Origin of the sequence: Parapedobacter koreensis, assembly GCF_900109365.1 — a bacterium.
Lineage (GTDB): Bacteria > Bacteroidota > Bacteroidia > Sphingobacteriales > Sphingobacteriaceae > Parapedobacter > Parapedobacter koreensis.
Genome location: NZ_FNZR01000015.1, coordinates 46,296 through 61,430, shown reverse-complemented (window position 1 = coordinate 61,430; position 15,135 = coordinate 46,296). Strand labels below are relative to the sequence as shown.

Sequence of the window (15,135 nt, the reverse complement as noted above, 5' to 3'; positions counted from 1 at the left end):
ATTCTTTAGTTCATTATAAAGATAATAAGGAGGGACGATGTGGCCGCCATTTTTATTGAACGCGATTATAATTCCCGATTTTTATGTAAGTTTGATAGCACCATGAACGAAACAATAAACCAATCCTTTCCGAAGGCATACCATGCTATTGACGAAGAAACACGCCAACTTGGTTTCACCATGCCATCAGACGTGCAGACATGCGCATTGCTGCGCACGCTGGCCGCCAGCAAGCCCGGAGGGAGATTGCTGGAGCTGGGCACGGGTAGCGGGCTTGCTACGGCTTGGATACTTGACGGTATGGATGACACATCTACATTGGTGTCTTTTGACCATAATGATGCGCTGCTGGCAATAGCGAGGAAACACCTGGGCAATGATGAGCGTCTGTCATTGGTATTGTCTGATGGCGCCGAGTGGGTCCATGCAAATACGGGGCAATCTTTTGATTTTATTTTTGCGGACACCTGGCATGGCAAATACCTGCTGTTGGACGAGGTATTAGCAATGCTCCGCCCAGGAGGTCTCTATATTGTGGATGACATGCTGCCCCAAACGAATTGGCCGGAGGGGCATCAAGAAAAAGCCCTTGCACTCATCCAGCATTTGGAAGGTCGCAACGATATCTGGATCGTTAAGCAGCATTGGGCAACGGGAATTATTATTGGCGTGAAAAGATGGGCAGGAGACGTTAACAATTCAATAGCGGATAATGACATTGACAACGCCACTATTGAAAAATGAAGGTTCAAACGATTCGATCAGCCCGTTTTTTTCGTATATCCGAAGCTCGTGGTATATGCGTTCTTTGAGTGCACCGGTACCCTGGCCGTGGATAAAGCGGATTTCCTGCTGCCCTTGCCTAATAGCGGCATCGAGCGCCGAGCGCATCCGATCAATACTTAGCCTCACCATGTCCTCGGCCGTGAGGCCGGCGGTATTACGGTGAAATGCCCGCGTATGGAGGTCTACTTCGGTGATCGGTGCCATTGCACAAAGATACAAAGTGCAAATGAAATACAACCGGGCTACATTGAGCCGTCATCAGACGCTCAAACCGTTGGGTGAAAGCAGCATCAACCATCATCACGCCTTCGGCCATCGGAAAGATTTATTCATAAAAACCTGTAAGAAATAAGCGATTCGTACGTCAAATATGTAAATTGACGGACTGACAAAAGAAAACCATATGGCAAAAAAATGGAGCTTCCGGCGCATCCTGCGGATGGTTTGGATAATCGGGGGACTGACTTTCATGGCGTGGCAGCTGTACTCCTACCAATCGCACGACGTGGATAAGGGTCTGCTCGAAGACGGCGGGACTGTCCGCGTAGAGCAAAACGGTGACTACTACTTATTCATCCCCGCAGATGTATACGGCAAGGTGCTGCTGTTTTATCCGGGGGCCATGGTCGATCCCCGTGCTTACGTGCCACTCTGCCGGACGCTGGCAGACAGCGGCATACAGGTGTACCTAATGAAAATGCCCTGGCGGCTCGCCATATATGGCTACAACAAGCCCAAGGAGCTGCATTTGCTGGATGACACCACCAAAACCTACATCCTCGCCGGGCATTCGCAAGGCGCTAAAATGGCGGCCCAGTTCGTGTATGAAAATCCTGACCTCGTGGATAGGCTGATCCTGATCGCCAGCACGCACCCACGGGACATCTCGCTGGCGGATAGCAGGCTGCCCATCCTGAAAATATACGGTTCGCGGGACGGTGTGGCGGATGAAGCCGACATCCTGCCGAACAAGCCGAAGCTGCCAATGACAACGGAATTCGTCCGGATAGATGGGGCCAACCATGCCCAGTTTGGCTATTACGGATTCCAGCTCGGCGACAATAACGCCACGATCAGCAGGGAACAGCAACAGGCGGAAACCGTGAAAAGCATGCTTGGTTTCATCAATTAGAGAAATATCCCAATGGAAAATCTTGTCCCCCACCATATTCACTATACGGCATACGAGCCGGACAGACGCCCTATTAAGGCGGCCATCCTCTTGCTGCATGGCATGCAGGAGCATAGCGGACGGTACAATGACTTTGCGAGTTATTTAAAAGGCCAAGGCTATGCCGTGCTGACCTACGATCACGTGGGACATGGGCGTACAGCGAAAACCAAAGCGCAATTGGGATTCTTCCGAAGGAAAAAACCCGACCAGCTCTTGGTCTCTGAAGCCGAACGCATGTCTGGTTTCATCATAAAACGTTTCCCTGATATACCCTTGATCGTGATGGGGCACTCCATGGGTTCTTTTGTTGCCCGCCTGCTACTGAAGGAAGCCGCACACCGGTTTGATGGCGCTATCCTGATGGGGACAGGCGGCCCGAATCCGTTGGCAACGATGTTTCTCCCGGTGCTGTACCTGGCCAACTTGGTAGCGCCGACAAAGCGCAGCAGATGGCTCAATAAACTTTTTTTGACCATCAACAACCAAAAATTCAAGCATGAAAAACCGAATGACGGCACGAATTGGCTAAGCGCAGATTTAGCAAATAGAAAAGCATTTCTGGATGATGAGTTGTGCGGTGTGGATTTCAGCAACAACGCGTTCTTTGGACTCATTTCCCTCACTGTCAAAGCAACCCGGCCAAGCGGGGCGGAAGGTATCCCCCGAAGGATGCCGTTTCTGTTTGTAAGCGGATCCGATGACCCCATCGGTGATTTCGGGAAAGGCGTGGAAAAAACCGTCAAAGGCCTACGGGATAGCGGGTTTGAGTACGTAGACATGAAATGCTATCCGGGTATGCGCCATGAAATACTCAACGAACATGATCGGCAGCTGGTTTTTCATGACATAGTCGAATGGTTGGAGAAAACGACCTTGACAGCAACAGGTTGGGCAGACGGCAAACAAGATCCGCAATAGCGCTGTTTTCTTCATTGGCCACATCGAGGTAGTGTGATGCGTCCCACTACCCCGGCCTCAATATAAGATTACTTTTTACTTCTCGGGTTTGGCCCCGCTTTCTTTTCCATTTTCTTCACCGTTTTCTCCTTGAACTCGTTCAATGCATCGGCCAGTTCTTGCAATTCGGGATCAAGTCCCGGCGCAAACTCTTCCGGCCGTTCGGGGGCAGGCGGAATTGGATAGGACTCTTTCGGCTCTTTTAAGGTCACCAGCTCAGTCCCGTCGTTGGCAGGCGCACTGCCCTGGAAAATTTTCTCCATTTGTGAGCCGTCCAGCCTGAAAGTATATTGCTCTCGGTTTATGCCGGCATCAATTAATTTCTTAACCTCGGGATATTGCGAGGAATCAAATTTGGGAATGGGTAAAGCTTTTGCCCAGTCGATGCCCAACGTTTCCAGTGCTTTGGCAAATGCCATTTCATGCGCTTCATCACGCGCTATCAGAAAAGCCACCGTCGCTCTCAGCGTCTTATTGGAAGACATCTGGTAAATTCTGCATTTTTGGGTCCTTCCTGTCGATTCCAACACCAAATTGTCCATCAGATCCAGTACCAGGTTGCCGTGGTTATGAACATACGAGCCGCTCCAGGGATTGCCCGCTGCGTCTACCGGCAGTGCTCCCTGTGCACCAACAATAAAATGGTGTGGGTTTTGTTGCTCTTTGGCCATATCCATGGTCGCAGCGCCCCCTTTGCCGGGAACATCAAATTTCCCGCCATGGTATTCCGGCGCACCATCCAGCAAACGTGAAATCGTTTTGGTAATCAATTCCACATGACTGATTTCCTCGATACCGATTCCTTGAATTAAATCAAGGTAAGGAATACCGTCCCCCCTGAAATTGAAGCTCTGGAACAGGTACTGCATCATCGTACGCATTTCCCCAAACTGCCCACCAAGACCTTCCTGTAGCGCGTTGGCTGCCGATGGATCGGGTTGATCATCGACAATAGGATTAATTAAATTTTGAACGTGATAAAACATAATGTCATTCTTTTAAGGGTAAGAAAATCGAGGAAGCAATACGCACCTCATACATTACATAACTGGCCCAGAGCATACATTGTTTCAATTTTTAGCAATTAGGCCAACTAAAAATCCCGAAGTACAGCAGACCACTGACAAGCACAAATATTTAGGTTTTTTGCTTCAACGGGGACAAATGACAGCCGGAGAGCTTTCTAATATAACAGGGTTATTCACCGGCGCAGTTACGAGTTTAATAGACCGTTTTGAAAAGCAAAAATTAGTAAAAAGACAAGCTGATAAAATAGACGATAAATCAAAAAGAATAATACGATGAAGACCATGATGTTGCCTTGCTTGGTTTGGCAATACATTTTTTTATCGCTTTTTCTTGGACAGTCCTTTTCTTTTTATTTTATCCAACATTTAGCCCTATTCGTCTGGTTAATGATGAATTTGATCGTACTGCCTATAACAAATGTACCAAAATTCCAAGTTCATTTGTTCGAAGCGATTAAAGGAATTAGTATACTAATCATTGCTGTCGGATTCCCTTTGGCTCATTTTGCTCATAACTACTACCAAGGCAATGTGAAACGGACCGGCCGGGAGGGCGGTATCGCTATTTAATCCTTAATCTCCCCTGTCAAAAAATTTTCTTTCTCAACTTAAAAAAACTAATAATTTTAGTATATTTGCATAGCTAAGCTTTTTGTAAAAGCATAGCCTCAATTATTGGGTGTAGGGGCGATAACTATCTTTATCGGGCATAAAGCCGATATTTGCAGTTATCGGATATAAAGCCGATATTTGACCAAAGGTAGATAAAAGAACATGATAGGCGTATTAACCGGAGACATCATCAGCTCCCGCACGAAGCTTGCCAATGAATGGCAACCCGTGCTAACACGTATCTTGAACCAATATGGCAAGGAACCGAATGACTGGGAACTATTCCGGGGGGACAGTTTCCAAATTCGCGTCGCTCCTGAAGGTGCCCTCAAGGCGGCCATCCACATAAAGGCCGGAATGAGGCAGGTACCTCCACTTGATGTAAGGATAGCCATTGGTGTGGGCACCGAGGAACACGCCGCCAACAAGATTACATCCGCTGCCGGTAGTGCGTTTATCCTTTCTGGCGAATGCTTTGATGCACTCAGGAAACAAACCCTGGGGATTGCGATCGGCAACAAGAAACTGGACGAGGTGCTAAACCTGATGCTATCGCTTGCGGCACTAACCATAGACAATTGGAGCCCTACGGTGGCCGAAGTCATCAAAATGGCCATCGAGCACCCTGAGATGAATCAGGAAGGGATTGCAAACAAAATGGGAAAATCACAAAGCAGTATCAGTGAAGCGCTCAAAAGAGGGGGGTACGATGCGGTGATGCGAATGGAGCATTTTTACAAACAACAAATCGGCAGACTATGATCACGTTAGGCCTCAAATTAGTTCTCGCCCATGTCTTGGGGGATTTTGTTTTCCAAGCCGACAAATGGGTAAAAAGTAAGTCAGAAAAAAAACACAAATCACGGCACCTGTATCTCCATATCGCGGTACATGCAATAACGATGCTGGTGCTGTTGAAATTTGACTTCTTTTATTGGAAAGCTCTTTTAGTGATCCTATCAAGCCACTTACTTATTGATGTCATAAAAACACACCTGGACGGCAGAATAAACAAGCCGACATTATTTTGGCTAGACCAATTGGCACATAGCGTCTTCATACTAATAGCTGTCTATCTCTATGAGCCGTTTACCATTTCCATACAAGGATTGCTGACAAATGAAACACTGTTTTTTTTACTGGCCATTCTATGCATCACATTTGTCTCTTCAATCATTATCAAACAGTCGCTATCGAGTTGGGGCCTTGAAGCACAGCAAAGCCCACCAGAAAAGCTGTTTGAAAAAGATTCGCTCACCAATGCGGGCAAATATATCGGGTATTTGGAACGGCTTTTTCTCTTCTGCTTCATTTTAATGAACCAATGGCAGGCAATCGGGTTTTTAATTGCAGCAAAATCCATTTTCCGGTTTAGCGACTTATCAACAGCTAAAGACAGAAAGCTTACAGAGTACGTATTGATCGGTACGCTGCTTAGTTTCGGGCTGGCCTTATTGATCAGCATATTGTATAGGTACTGCTTGTCGTTACAATGAATTACATGAATTATTTTGTCGCATTCACCCCCTCACCCTGTCAGTTTTTGCCGCCAGATTGAATGATTCAATTGCCTAACTTCGTATTTTTAAACCAACGGACTAAATTGACGATACGATGAGAAAATTAATCATGTGGAACATCATTACCTTGGATGGTTATTTTGAAGGCAACCAGCATTGGGACCTACCTTTTCACAACGTGGTTTGGGGAAAGGAACTTGAGAAATTTAGCCTTGAACAGTTAAACGCTGCGGACTACCTCGTTTTCGGCCGGGTAACCTACGAAGGAATGGCCGCCCATTGGACAAAAGCAACGGGGGAACCAGAAACTATCGCTGGCCTGATGAACAACATACCGAAACTCGTCTTTTCTAAAACATTGGAATCGGCCGACTGGAATAATACAACTTTAATTAAAGAAAATGCTTCTGCTGAAATCGCCAAACTGAAAGCGGAAGGCAACGGAGATATGTATGTATTTGGCAGCGCTAACCTTTCTGAGACATTTATCAACGACCAGTTATTTGACGAGTACCGCATTGGAATTGCTCCGGTTATTCTGGGTAGTGGACGACACTTGTTCAGCCGGGGAATAACCCCTGACAATTTATCCCTTATCTCTACTCAGGTACTTTCGACAGGCGGTATCGTACTAACCTATGCGAAAAAATTCAGTTAAGCTGATCGCGCAAGTACAGCTCCAACGATGTGAACGGCTGGCGACAACCTTATGGCAGGGTAATTATCGGATGCTGCCAAGGCTTCCGATAGGGCCGCCTCAAGAGTGTTGTCGCTTCCGGATCGTCAATACATATTTTCTGCTGCGGATCGTAACTAAGTGGCCTATTCAACTGCATGGATAGGTTGGCCAGTATACAACTGGCTGTGGATATGTGGCCCTCTTCGATATCCGCTACAGGCAGATGGTCGTTTTCAATAGCAGACAGGAGATTCAGCATGTGGCGCCGTGTAGCCGGTGCCGTATGCAGTTCAATCCGGGGCTCGTTTAAATCCGCTGGAAATTCTTCCTTCTCGTAGACTACATCTTTCGCAATGCGGTCGCCTTCGCCGGTAGGGATAAACTCATACTTCATGACGCTTCCCTTCAGGGTGCCTTTATCGCCATAAATGATAAATGCCCATGGGTATTCGGGATCGGCAGGGTTTCCCCAAGTGCGATGCTGCCAGATACAATTCAGCTCATCATATTCAAAAATGGCGGTCTGCGTGTCGGCAATGGTAGACTTCCCTCCTTTTTGAACGTAGATCCCCCCGGTTGCACTGACCCGTCTGGGCCAGCCAAGCTGCAACAGCCAGCGTACCGCATCAAACATATGCACACACATATCACCCGTAATGCCATTGCCATATTCCATAAAGGTTCGCCACCAGCTTCCATGTGGCAGCCCATCATAGGACCGTAAAGGTGCCGGGCCGGTCCATAGCTCATAATCAAGAAAGTCGGGAACGGGCTCCACCGGTGGATTTCCATCCCGCCTCATGTGATAGTAGCAACATAGCTCTACATGGGATACCTTACCGAGCAAACCTTTATCGATCACCCGCTCTTTGGCATCAATCAGATGCGGGGTACTTCGCCTTTGGGTGCCTATTTGCACCTTTTTGTTGTATTTTCGTGCAGCACGGAGTATGGCTTCTCCTTCAAGTACATCAACGCTAACGGGTTTTTGCAAATAAACATGTGCCCCTGACGCCATGGCGTCAATAGCCTGCAGTGCATGCCAGTGATCCGGGGTACCGATGAGCACCAGATCCAATTGGTGATCAGCCAGCATTTTCCGATAATCGCTGTATAACGCCGGAACTTTTTTGGAGGCTTGCCGCTCACTGACCAGCTTTCCTGCCTCCTCCAGTTGATTCCTATCCACATCGCACACGGCGACAACATCCACATCGCGCACCTGAATGAGCCTGAATAGGTCACTTTTCCCGTACCAGCCCGCGCCGATCAAACCAACCCGCAGGTTGCCGGGTGCGGGAGCAAATGTGAATCCCTTCGCCTGCAATGCCGATAACGTCAATACAGCGTTAGCACCTTGAATGAATTTCCTGCGATTCAGACTAAGATTGGCCATAATCTATTGGTTTATAATTTCCGATCGCGCCTGGCCGACCAAGAGTTTGATTTCGTAATCACCAAGCGTGATGAGCCGTTCTTTGTAGAGCCCACCGATGGCTTTCTTAAAAGCGCTTTTGCTGATCTGAAAACGCGCCTGGATTTCTTCGGGTGCACTTTTATCGCCCAGCGTTATCGTTCCCCCAGCGTCTTTCAAGGCGCGCAGGATCACTGCTTTGGTATCCAGCACATGCCCGAAGCCCTGCGGCCGCAGGCTGAGGTCTATCTTGCCCTCAAGGCGTATGTTTTTGATCCAGCCTTTGCGCTTGTCGCCTACGGCGACATCAGTAAACAATTCATTGCGGTACAAGAGCCCAATATAACGATTGTTGATTATCGCGTTGAAACCCAGGTCGGTCTCTTCACTGATGAGCAGTTGTACTTCATCCCCTTCTTCAAAATCAAAATCCTCCTCGTCGATATACTTATGTAGCCGCGATGATGCCAGCATACGCTGATGCTGCCTGTCCAGGTAAAGGTAAACGATATGCTTTTCGCCCGGACGCATTGGTCTCCGCTGTTCTTTGATCGGCACATATACGTCCTTACTGATACCCAGATCTAAAAAAGCGCCGTTTTCACCAGCATCGACAACCGTTAAATAAGCAAAATCACCGACCTCTGCCAAGGCTTGTTTGGTAGTCGCCAGCAGCCGCCCGGCTTTGTCCAGGAATACAAAAGCAGTAATCGTGTCGTTGACTTCGGTCTGCGGGGGCACATCCGCGGATGGCAATAAAATTTCATTTTCCCCATCGGACAGGCTCAAGCCGTCGCTATTTTTCCCCGCTACCCTGAGGATGTTATATTTTCCTAATTCCGCCATCATTTATAATTTGCGTCATGCGCTTACTTCCTTAAAATTTTCTCCATTGCCTTTCCTTTTGTCCATTCATCCACCTGCTTACCCAAATGACAAATCTGTTTGCATCAGTTTATCTTTAATAAGGGCTAAATTACAAAAAATGACGGTGCGTACAGCATTTGTTGTCGTCCATCAGAAGAAACCCATTCGATTTCCATCTTAAATCGTTATATTAGCCTGAAATACAGTCGTATGAAAGCCAATCATCCCTTATCCCTATACCAGCTGTTTTTTTGGGGTACCATCACGCCCACTGAAGATTTTCAGGCACATCGGAATGTATGATTAAGCGATCCATGCTTCCCTCGCGGCTAGCCTGTTGATTCCAGGACCGCGGCAGCCCCGATTAGCCGCCGCGGTGAAGGCAATCTACACGTCCTTATGGCGAGCGCTTCCAGCCATTGTCGTTGGCCGTTGCAAGCTCCCCATATATGCCCCGTTCTCCGGCGTAATCTTTGCCGCCGAATGTATAGGTATCCAAGCCAATGAGCTCCAGCTGGATTTGAGGCACGGGAAATTGGGTGGGCGTCCCCCCTTGCAGCAGGTCATGCCTGCGCATGAATGTAAAGGGCACAAACGTGCCCCCGGCAGCGTCGATTTCAATGGCATACTCGTAGTGCAGAGCGTCCCGCAAATCAGCCGGGTTGGGTGCGATATCCGGCAATCCACCCTTGGCTTTGCGCGCGGCACTTGTGGCGTTGAGCTCTGCTGCAGCTCCCGCATAGTCCCTCAGCCAGTATTTGGCTTCCGCGCGCAACAAGCGTAACTCTTCAGCCAAAAAATAGGGGTTGGACGCCCCTGCCACGTTCAGCGTCGACAATGCAGGATACATCCAGCGCGTCCGGACGTAGTTGCTAAACAAGTTGCGCCCACGCGCTTCGAGCAGGATGCCGAAGTTGCTCGTATACGCGAAATACGTGTAAAAACGCCCATCATCCGTCTCAATGGGACCCAAGATAATCGAATTGTCTACCGGATAGCTATTGGGCGTAGTATGGTTTTTGTCCACCAGGTAAGGAATCTTGATGTCCACCGGCACATACGTGGCACCCCCGTATGGGCGCTCCAGCACATCCACCAATGCGTTGTAGTAGCCACCCACCACGGTGGTGATGAGAAAATCCGTTGTAAATCCCCGACTCGCATAGCCCAATACCCTGTTCCAATACGCATCGCCCAATCCCTCGGCTTCCGCTTGATCCCGAGCTACCGATGAAAGTATGCGTGCAGCCATGGAGTTGGTGAGCCTGATCAAGTCGTCGCGAGAAATCGTTATGCCAGTCAGGAAATCGAATCGCAGGTCAGGCGTGGCTTCCACCAATTGCAGCGTTTTATCCAGATGGGCAATCCCATTTTCAATCAAATCCTTATACGAATGCGGAAACTCCCTCACACTGAGGGATACATCGTCCACAATGATTCCCCTATCGAAAATCACCCCCAGATACCCCTGTGAAATTCCTTTGGCATAATATGCTCCCACCAAGCAATCAGCCGTGCGATCGGCACCCGCATCGTCATAGATGCGCACCTGTTGGTTTTCGATGATATCAATCACCTTGGTGGCATCCAGGTTAGCCTGGTAGAAATTGGAATACACCTCCCGCACCGCCGCATTACCCCGATATGCAGCGTTATTATTGAGCCGGAGCCGCGGCTCATTGGCAAAGTCCCACCAAGACTGGCTGCCGTTGGTGTTGGTAGATTGGTCGGCCCAAAGGCTGAAATGCGAGCCTCCGGCATTATTTGTCGTGGTCTCGAAAGCCGTCTGCACGCTACTCGTCGTCAGCACGTAGCCGAGGCTCTTTATCTTCTGGATCGCCTCGGCATTAGTGAGGGTTGAGGGATCATCAAAACCGATGGATTCGCACGATGCCATTAAAATCAGCGGGACAAGGTAATAACTATATTTCTTCATGTCTTTTATCTTAAAAATTAAAGGTCAATTTTCCGGAGACGATTCGATACGATGGATAATTAAATCCATCCTGGCCAATCCCATCGACGTTTACGCCCTTGTAGTTGGTCCATATGAATAAATTGCGCCCAATCAGGGAGAAGGTGGCATTTTGGAGTACTTTTTTGATCCCCAGCCTTTCCGTAGGAATCTTATAGGACAGTGAGAGTTCGCGCAGCGCTACGTGGGTGGTACTTTCTATCCAATAATCGGTCACCTGGGACGCATTGAAAACGCGGGTGGTAAAGTTCAACGGTTTGCCCGCCTGCGCCGTCAGGTCAGAAAACTCGGAGCGATAGACATAGGTAAGGTATTGGGCCGTCTCATTGAATTTCTGCCCGCCCTGTTGCCAGTCCAGCACGGCATACAACGAAAATGGGCCGTAGGAGACGGTATTCGCAAACCCGACATTGAAATCAGGCATGGCGTCGCCAATGATTTTTGCATTTCCGGTTGCTTCATTGACATAAAACACCGGAGCCTCATCTGCGGTACCCAACGCCGCTTTTTCCACCAAGACGCCAAATTCATTGACCGCATAATCGTCCACCCGTTTTGTGCCATCGCCCGCATTGATCACCAATCCAGCTTCGTTGGTTTCCAATTGGGATAAGCTTGAGAAGATGCTGTAGCCATAGATGGCCGTGGTACTGGCTCCTACAGCTTTACGGTATCCACCGGAGGTAAACTCGGGCACATTGCCCAAGGACGTAATCTCGCTTCGGACACGGCTGAAGGTCAAGCCCGGCGTCCAGGCAAACCGTCCTTTGCTTACTGCTCTTCCATTGATCTCCAATTCCAGCGAGTTGGATTTCACGGCACCCAGGTTGTCGTAGATATTGGCAGACCCAGCGATGGGCGCAAATGCCGGCACCGCTATAAAATCATTGGTGCTGTTTGAAAAGGCATAGTTGAATTGGACATTCACCCGATCCCAAAGCGTTGCATCAAAACCAAGTTCCGTCTCCTCCGTGACGGCACGTTTCAGGTCGGTATTATCGTTCTGGGTATAACTCACCCCACCTGAATTTGAGATGGCCACCCGGCTATCTTTTGCCCCGAAAGGCGGCAAGCTTCCCGCTTGTCCATATGCCACCCGGAATTTTAATTCGGTGAGCGCATTCAAATCCACGTCCTGCGTGATGCGGTATGCCGCCGATATCCGCGGAAAGACCGCCGTACCCACATCCCGCCCAAAGCGGGAGCTCTGGTCCAGCCGCACCAGCCCATCGACGAACAATTTGTCATCCCACGCGATTTTGGCATTCAGGAAATAGCCGTAGTTGACCGTTTTTGCCCATGATGAAGACAGCGACCGTGTGGCAGGCTCGGTCACGTTCAAGCTTTTTACCGGAGCCGTCAGGTTCCGCCCAGACCCACCAAACCCGGTCTGCTTGGAAGACTCGTACACAAACTTTGCCGTGAGGCCCCAGTCAAACTTGCCGGTGCTGCGGTTATAATTCAGCTGCAATTGCCCGTTCCTGGTATCCGTACGCTGGGTAGCCAAAGCATAGTTCCCATTATTCAAGTTGATGTTCGGCGTGATTGTTTGAAAGCCGATGGGATAATACACCTCCGAATTGTAATACCTGTTTTGCAACGACGCCGAACCTTCCGCACTGAGGTGATCAGTGATGGCATACCTCAGCTTGCCCCCCAGCAGGAGATTTTCGGTGATATACCCATATTCCTTGTTGGAAAGCTCATAAAGCGGGTTTGACCATTGCGTGCCCGGCAAGTCACTTCCGCTTGGAAAAAACACGTACCTCCCATCATCACCCTTTTCTGCCAAGTTAATGTGGGGCTCTACCAGCAGCGTCGAATACAGGAGTCCATCAGAACGGGACGAGACAGCCTCCGAAGGACTATCAAAATGCGAGTACTGTGCCGTGATATCCGCGGTCACCTTCGGCGAAGCCTTATAGCCCAGGTTGAACAATAGGTTTTGCCGCGTATCTGCCCCTACCGCGTCAGACACGCCGCCCCGGTATTGGTTTTGCGCGGAGAGATAAGCCGAATACCTGTCATCATTGGCTGATACGGATGCCGAATTGGTATAAAAGCTATTCCGGCCAAGTATGTTTTTGGTATTGTCATAAAAATCTTTGTAAGGATGCAAGTTCACTGAAAACCCATTTTCTTGGTAATCAATCACCCGGGCACCATCCACCAGCAGGAATGAACCATCCGGGTTTACTTTGAAGTGGTGGCGATTGGAAGTAGGTGGCAACAATAAGACATCAGAAAAGCCCAGCTCGTTATCGACCGTGATATCGAGCTTCCTGCCTTTGCGCCCCTGCTTCGTGAGCACCTGGATGATGCCGCCCTCACCCCGGGTTCCATAAAGGGCCGAGGCCGCCGCGCCCTTCACCACTTCGATGGATTCGATATCATTGGGATTGAGGTCAGCCAAGCGGAGGCCGGTCACAAAGCCATCCACCACGATTAAGGGCTCGATGTTGCCCGTCACGGATTTCGAGCCCCGCAAGTATACGGAGGCACCTTGGTTTCCGCCCGACTGGTCTATGCGCAATCCCGCGACCTTGCCCCGCAGCGACGTGGAAGCATCCGTGGCCGGCACGGTATTGATCAATTCATTGTCTACTTTCGTGAGGGCAAACGAAAGCCTTTTGCGGCTGGTTCCCTCGGCCACGCCGGTGACCACCACCTCATCCAGCCCCGTGGCGTCCTGCTCCAGCAGAACAGTTATTGGGCTTCCGTCTGCCACCACCGTGATGGTCTTGTAGCCCAGGTAGGATACGACGATGGCGTACGGGAATCGCTGCCCTGTCACGAAGCGGAACTTTCCCTCCCTATCGGTCGTTGTGCTGTGGGTCACCCCTTCCAGTTGCAGGGTCGCGCCCGCCAGCGGCTCCCTGGTCAGCACGTCCAGTACCACGCCATCCAGCGTGGAGTTGATCAACGGCCTCGTCTCCTGCGCCCAGGCACATATGGGCAAAAAGAGCAACAGGATAGCGGCCATTTTACCGGCCAGGGTTCGATTACGTTTTAAGTACATAGTTTTATTCATGGTCATACGGTTAATACGTCAATTTAATAAACATCATAGGCCCATACCAGCAGCGACGCCGATAAGGCTGGCACCGCAAGGCCTCTTGCAGCGCTCAATGGATTGAAGAATTTTAGTTGGATGATTTCGTACAGCTGTTGGCCGTACGGTTGCTTACAGTGGCACGGCTACATGCACATATAGCGGCAGGCCGACATGGCCATTCGGTGGGTTGAAAGAAAGGTAGGAATAAAGGTTGAGATCGTTGGATTCGCTGACACTCGCGATTCCCCCAGCAAAATAAATGTACGGTAGTGCATGGCTTTTCTTAACTAATACAACAATAAATAACTGTTTAGATACGCTGGCTACCGAGCCAGCATGAAATAACGATGCAAATGTATATCAATTCAGTAGACATTTATACTCATAAATCATGCGCATCCTAGGCATAATTTATGCACAGTACCAGCTATTGACGACAATTTTTACGATTAGTTTTTCCTGCTTTCTTCATATGTAGGGCCATACAGGCCTGGCACTTTATTTCCCGTTGCACGTAGATAGACAATCAATTCACCCCGGTGATGATAGATGTGATTAAAAAGAAACCCACGCAAGACAATGCCCCTTGGCATAGGCCCGAGGATGACCTTTTCCCCTGCTTTCATCGTCCAGTTGTCTTGCAATCGCTCCGCAGTGAGGGATTTTAAAGCCGTCCGCGCTTTCTCTACATTACTTTCAAAAAGCGCCAATGTAGCGTTGATATCATCGGGAGCGCCCCGTTCAAGGCTATCGGTGGCCATGTCGTATACATCCTTGGTGAGCGTACCCACGTACCAATAGTAGATGGTGGCAATATGCTGGGCCAGTTGGCCCATCGTCCAAGAGATTTCCGATGGTTTGTACCCCAGGTCTTTTTCAGGAACCATGGTTAATAATTTTCGGGTGTTGTTTACTTCAAGTTCAAATTCCCCTATCAAGTATTGCAGTATCATATGTTGTAAAGTTTACGATAAAAATCGCAAAAAACCACCGAATATTATAAAAAAATCTGAGAAACCCCGGGGTGTCACTATACTGTCTCTCTGACAAAACGGATATGGAACCAGA

16 protein-coding genes are annotated in these 15,135 nt (G+C 49.1%); 9 read left to right on the top strand and 7 right to left on the bottom strand.

All coding sequences use genetic code 11. The features are described 5' to 3' along the window. The first annotated feature begins 102 nt into the window (after nt 1-102). Nucleotides 103-744 (top strand): O-methyltransferase, encoded by a 642-nt coding sequence (locus tag BMW65_RS23295; RefSeq protein ID WP_090609370.1) that lies wholly within the window; start codon nt 103-105, stop codon nt 742-744. On the opposite strand, the gene BMW65_RS23290 is transcribed toward BMW65_RS23295, so the two are convergent. After that, nucleotides 700-990, bottom strand: coding sequence for a Smr/MutS family protein (locus BMW65_RS23290; protein ID WP_090609365.1), 291 nt, complete (start codon nt 988-990; stop codon nt 700-702). The genes BMW65_RS23295 and BMW65_RS23290 overlap by 45 nt on opposite strands. A gap of 22 nt (nt 991-1,012) precedes the next feature. On the opposite strand from BMW65_RS23290, the gene BMW65_RS24740 reads away from it, so the two are divergent. From BMW65_RS24740 to BMW65_RS23280, 3 genes are read left to right on the top strand one after another with little or no spacing between them, the layout of a single operon-like run. Then, entirely contained in the window at nt 1,013-1,138 is a 126-nt protein-coding gene (locus BMW65_RS24740) for a hypothetical protein (RefSeq protein ID WP_262497353.1), read from the top strand. A gap of 51 nt (nt 1,139-1,189) precedes the next feature. Next, nucleotides 1,190-1,918 carry an alpha/beta hydrolase gene (locus tag BMW65_RS23285; RefSeq protein WP_090609364.1) on the top strand — a complete coding sequence of 243 codons (729 nt, stop codon included), beginning with the start codon at nt 1,190-1,192 and terminating at the stop codon, nt 1,916-1,918. Between the two features lie 12 nt (nt 1,919-1,930). Then, complete coding sequence (locus BMW65_RS23280; RefSeq protein ID WP_090609362.1) at nt 1,931-2,878, top strand: alpha/beta fold hydrolase; 948 nt, start codon at nt 1,931-1,933, stop codon at nt 2,876-2,878. A 68-nt stretch (nt 2,879-2,946) separates the two neighbouring features. Here BMW65_RS23280 and BMW65_RS23275 read toward each other — a convergent pair whose 3' ends face one another. Further along, nucleotides 2,947-3,903, bottom strand: a complete 957-nt coding sequence (locus BMW65_RS23275; RefSeq protein WP_090609360.1) for a manganese catalase family protein — start codon at nt 3,901-3,903, stop codon at nt 2,947-2,949. A gap of 79 nt (nt 3,904-3,982) precedes the next feature. On the opposite strand from BMW65_RS23275, the gene BMW65_RS24625 reads away from it, so the two are divergent. The 5 genes from BMW65_RS24625 (at nt 3,983) to BMW65_RS23250 (ending at nt 6,735) form a co-directional block, all read left to right on the top strand. Beyond that, nucleotides 3,983-4,222, top strand: coding sequence for a MarR family transcriptional regulator (locus tag BMW65_RS24625; protein ID WP_245747729.1), 240 nt, complete (start codon nt 3,983-3,985; stop codon nt 4,220-4,222). Further along, nucleotides 4,219-4,515 carry a hypothetical protein gene (locus BMW65_RS23265; RefSeq protein ID WP_090609359.1) on the top strand — a complete coding sequence of 99 codons (297 nt, stop codon included), beginning with the start codon at nt 4,219-4,221 and terminating at the stop codon, nt 4,513-4,515. Before BMW65_RS24625 ends, BMW65_RS23265 begins: the two co-directional genes overlap by 4 nt. 204 nt (nt 4,516-4,719) lie before the next feature. Further along, the gene (locus tag BMW65_RS23260; RefSeq protein ID WP_090609357.1) at nt 4,720-5,319 is read left to right on the top strand and encodes a SatD family protein; all 600 of its coding nucleotides are present in this window, start codon (nt 4,720-4,722) and stop codon (nt 5,317-5,319) included. Next, entirely contained in the window at nt 5,316-6,053 is a 738-nt protein-coding gene (locus tag BMW65_RS23255; protein WP_090609355.1) for a DUF3307 domain-containing protein, read from the top strand. Before BMW65_RS23260 ends, BMW65_RS23255 begins: the two co-directional genes overlap by 4 nt. 118 nt (nt 6,054-6,171) lie before the next feature. After that, the gene (locus BMW65_RS23250; RefSeq protein WP_090609354.1) at nt 6,172-6,735 is read left to right on the top strand and encodes a dihydrofolate reductase family protein; all 564 of its coding nucleotides are present in this window, start codon (nt 6,172-6,174) and stop codon (nt 6,733-6,735) included. Between the two features lie 49 nt (nt 6,736-6,784). On the opposite strand, the gene BMW65_RS23245 is transcribed toward BMW65_RS23250, so the two are convergent. From BMW65_RS23245 to BMW65_RS23225, 5 genes are all read right to left on the bottom strand, one after another. Then, the gene (locus BMW65_RS23245) at nt 6,785-8,152 is read right to left on the bottom strand and encodes a Gfo/Idh/MocA family protein (RefSeq protein WP_090609352.1); all 1,368 of its coding nucleotides are present in this window, start codon (nt 8,150-8,152) and stop codon (nt 6,785-6,787) included. Nucleotides 8,153-8,155: 3 nt separating this feature from the next. Continuing rightward, nucleotides 8,156-9,019: a CvfB family protein gene (locus BMW65_RS23240; protein ID WP_245747728.1), complete on the bottom strand. Its 864-nt coding sequence runs from the start codon at nt 9,017-9,019 to the stop codon at nt 8,156-8,158. A gap of 415 nt (nt 9,020-9,434) precedes the next feature. Further along, nucleotides 9,435-10,973, bottom strand: coding sequence for a hypothetical protein (locus BMW65_RS23235; RefSeq protein WP_090609351.1), 1,539 nt, complete (start codon nt 10,971-10,973; stop codon nt 9,435-9,437). Between the two features lie 10 nt (nt 10,974-10,983). Further along, entirely contained in the window at nt 10,984-14,043 is a 3,060-nt protein-coding gene (locus BMW65_RS23230) for a SusC/RagA family TonB-linked outer membrane protein (protein ID WP_177181285.1), read from the bottom strand. Nucleotides 14,044-14,516: 473 nt separating this feature from the next. Further along, on the bottom strand, nt 14,517-15,020 hold the full coding sequence (locus tag BMW65_RS23225) for a DinB family protein (protein WP_090609348.1): 504 nt from the start codon (nt 15,018-15,020) through the stop codon (nt 14,517-14,519). Nucleotides 15,021-15,135: the final 115 nt, after the last annotated feature.

Bases quoted from the DNA above. Each gene is read 5' to 3' on its own strand.
- BMW65_RS24740 (WP_262497353.1), top strand. From the start codon at position 1,013: ATGAAATACAACCGGGCTACATTGAGCCGTCATCAGACGCTCAAACCG.
- BMW65_RS23260 (WP_090609357.1), top strand. From the start codon at position 4,720: ATGATAGGCGTATTAACCGGAGACATCATCAGCTCCCGCACGAAGCTT.
- BMW65_RS23240 (WP_245747728.1), bottom strand. From the start codon at position 9,019: ATGATGGCGGAATTAGGAAAATATAACATCCTCAGGGTAGCGGGGAAA.
- BMW65_RS23245 (WP_090609352.1), bottom strand. From the start codon at position 8,152: ATGGCCAATCTTAGTCTGAATCGCAGGAAATTCATTCAAGGTGCTAAC.
- BMW65_RS23230 (WP_177181285.1), bottom strand. From the start codon at position 14,043: ATGAATAAAACTATGTACTTAAAACGTAATCGAACCCTGGCCGGTAAA.
- BMW65_RS23295 (WP_090609370.1), top strand. From the start codon at position 103: ATGAACGAAACAATAAACCAATCCTTTCCGAAGGCATACCATGCTATT.
- BMW65_RS23235 (WP_090609351.1), bottom strand. From the start codon at position 10,973: ATGAAGAAATATAGTTATTACCTTGTCCCGCTGATTTTAATGGCATCG.
- BMW65_RS23265 (WP_090609359.1), top strand. From the start codon at position 4,219: ATGAAGACCATGATGTTGCCTTGCTTGGTTTGGCAATACATTTTTTTA.
- BMW65_RS23285 (WP_090609364.1), top strand. From the start codon at position 1,190: ATGGCAAAAAAATGGAGCTTCCGGCGCATCCTGCGGATGGTTTGGATA.
- BMW65_RS23255 (WP_090609355.1), top strand. From the start codon at position 5,316: ATGATCACGTTAGGCCTCAAATTAGTTCTCGCCCATGTCTTGGGGGAT.
- BMW65_RS23280 (WP_090609362.1), top strand. From the start codon at position 1,931: ATGGAAAATCTTGTCCCCCACCATATTCACTATACGGCATACGAGCCG.
- BMW65_RS23275 (WP_090609360.1), bottom strand. From the start codon at position 3,903: ATGTTTTATCACGTTCAAAATTTAATTAATCCTATTGTCGATGATCAA.
- BMW65_RS23250 (WP_090609354.1), top strand. From the start codon at position 6,172: ATGAGAAAATTAATCATGTGGAACATCATTACCTTGGATGGTTATTTT.
- BMW65_RS23225 (WP_090609348.1), bottom strand. From the start codon at position 15,020: ATGATACTGCAATACTTGATAGGGGAATTTGAACTTGAAGTAAACAAC.
- BMW65_RS23290 (WP_090609365.1), bottom strand. From the start codon at position 990: ATGGCACCGATCACCGAAGTAGACCTCCATACGCGGGCATTTCACCGT.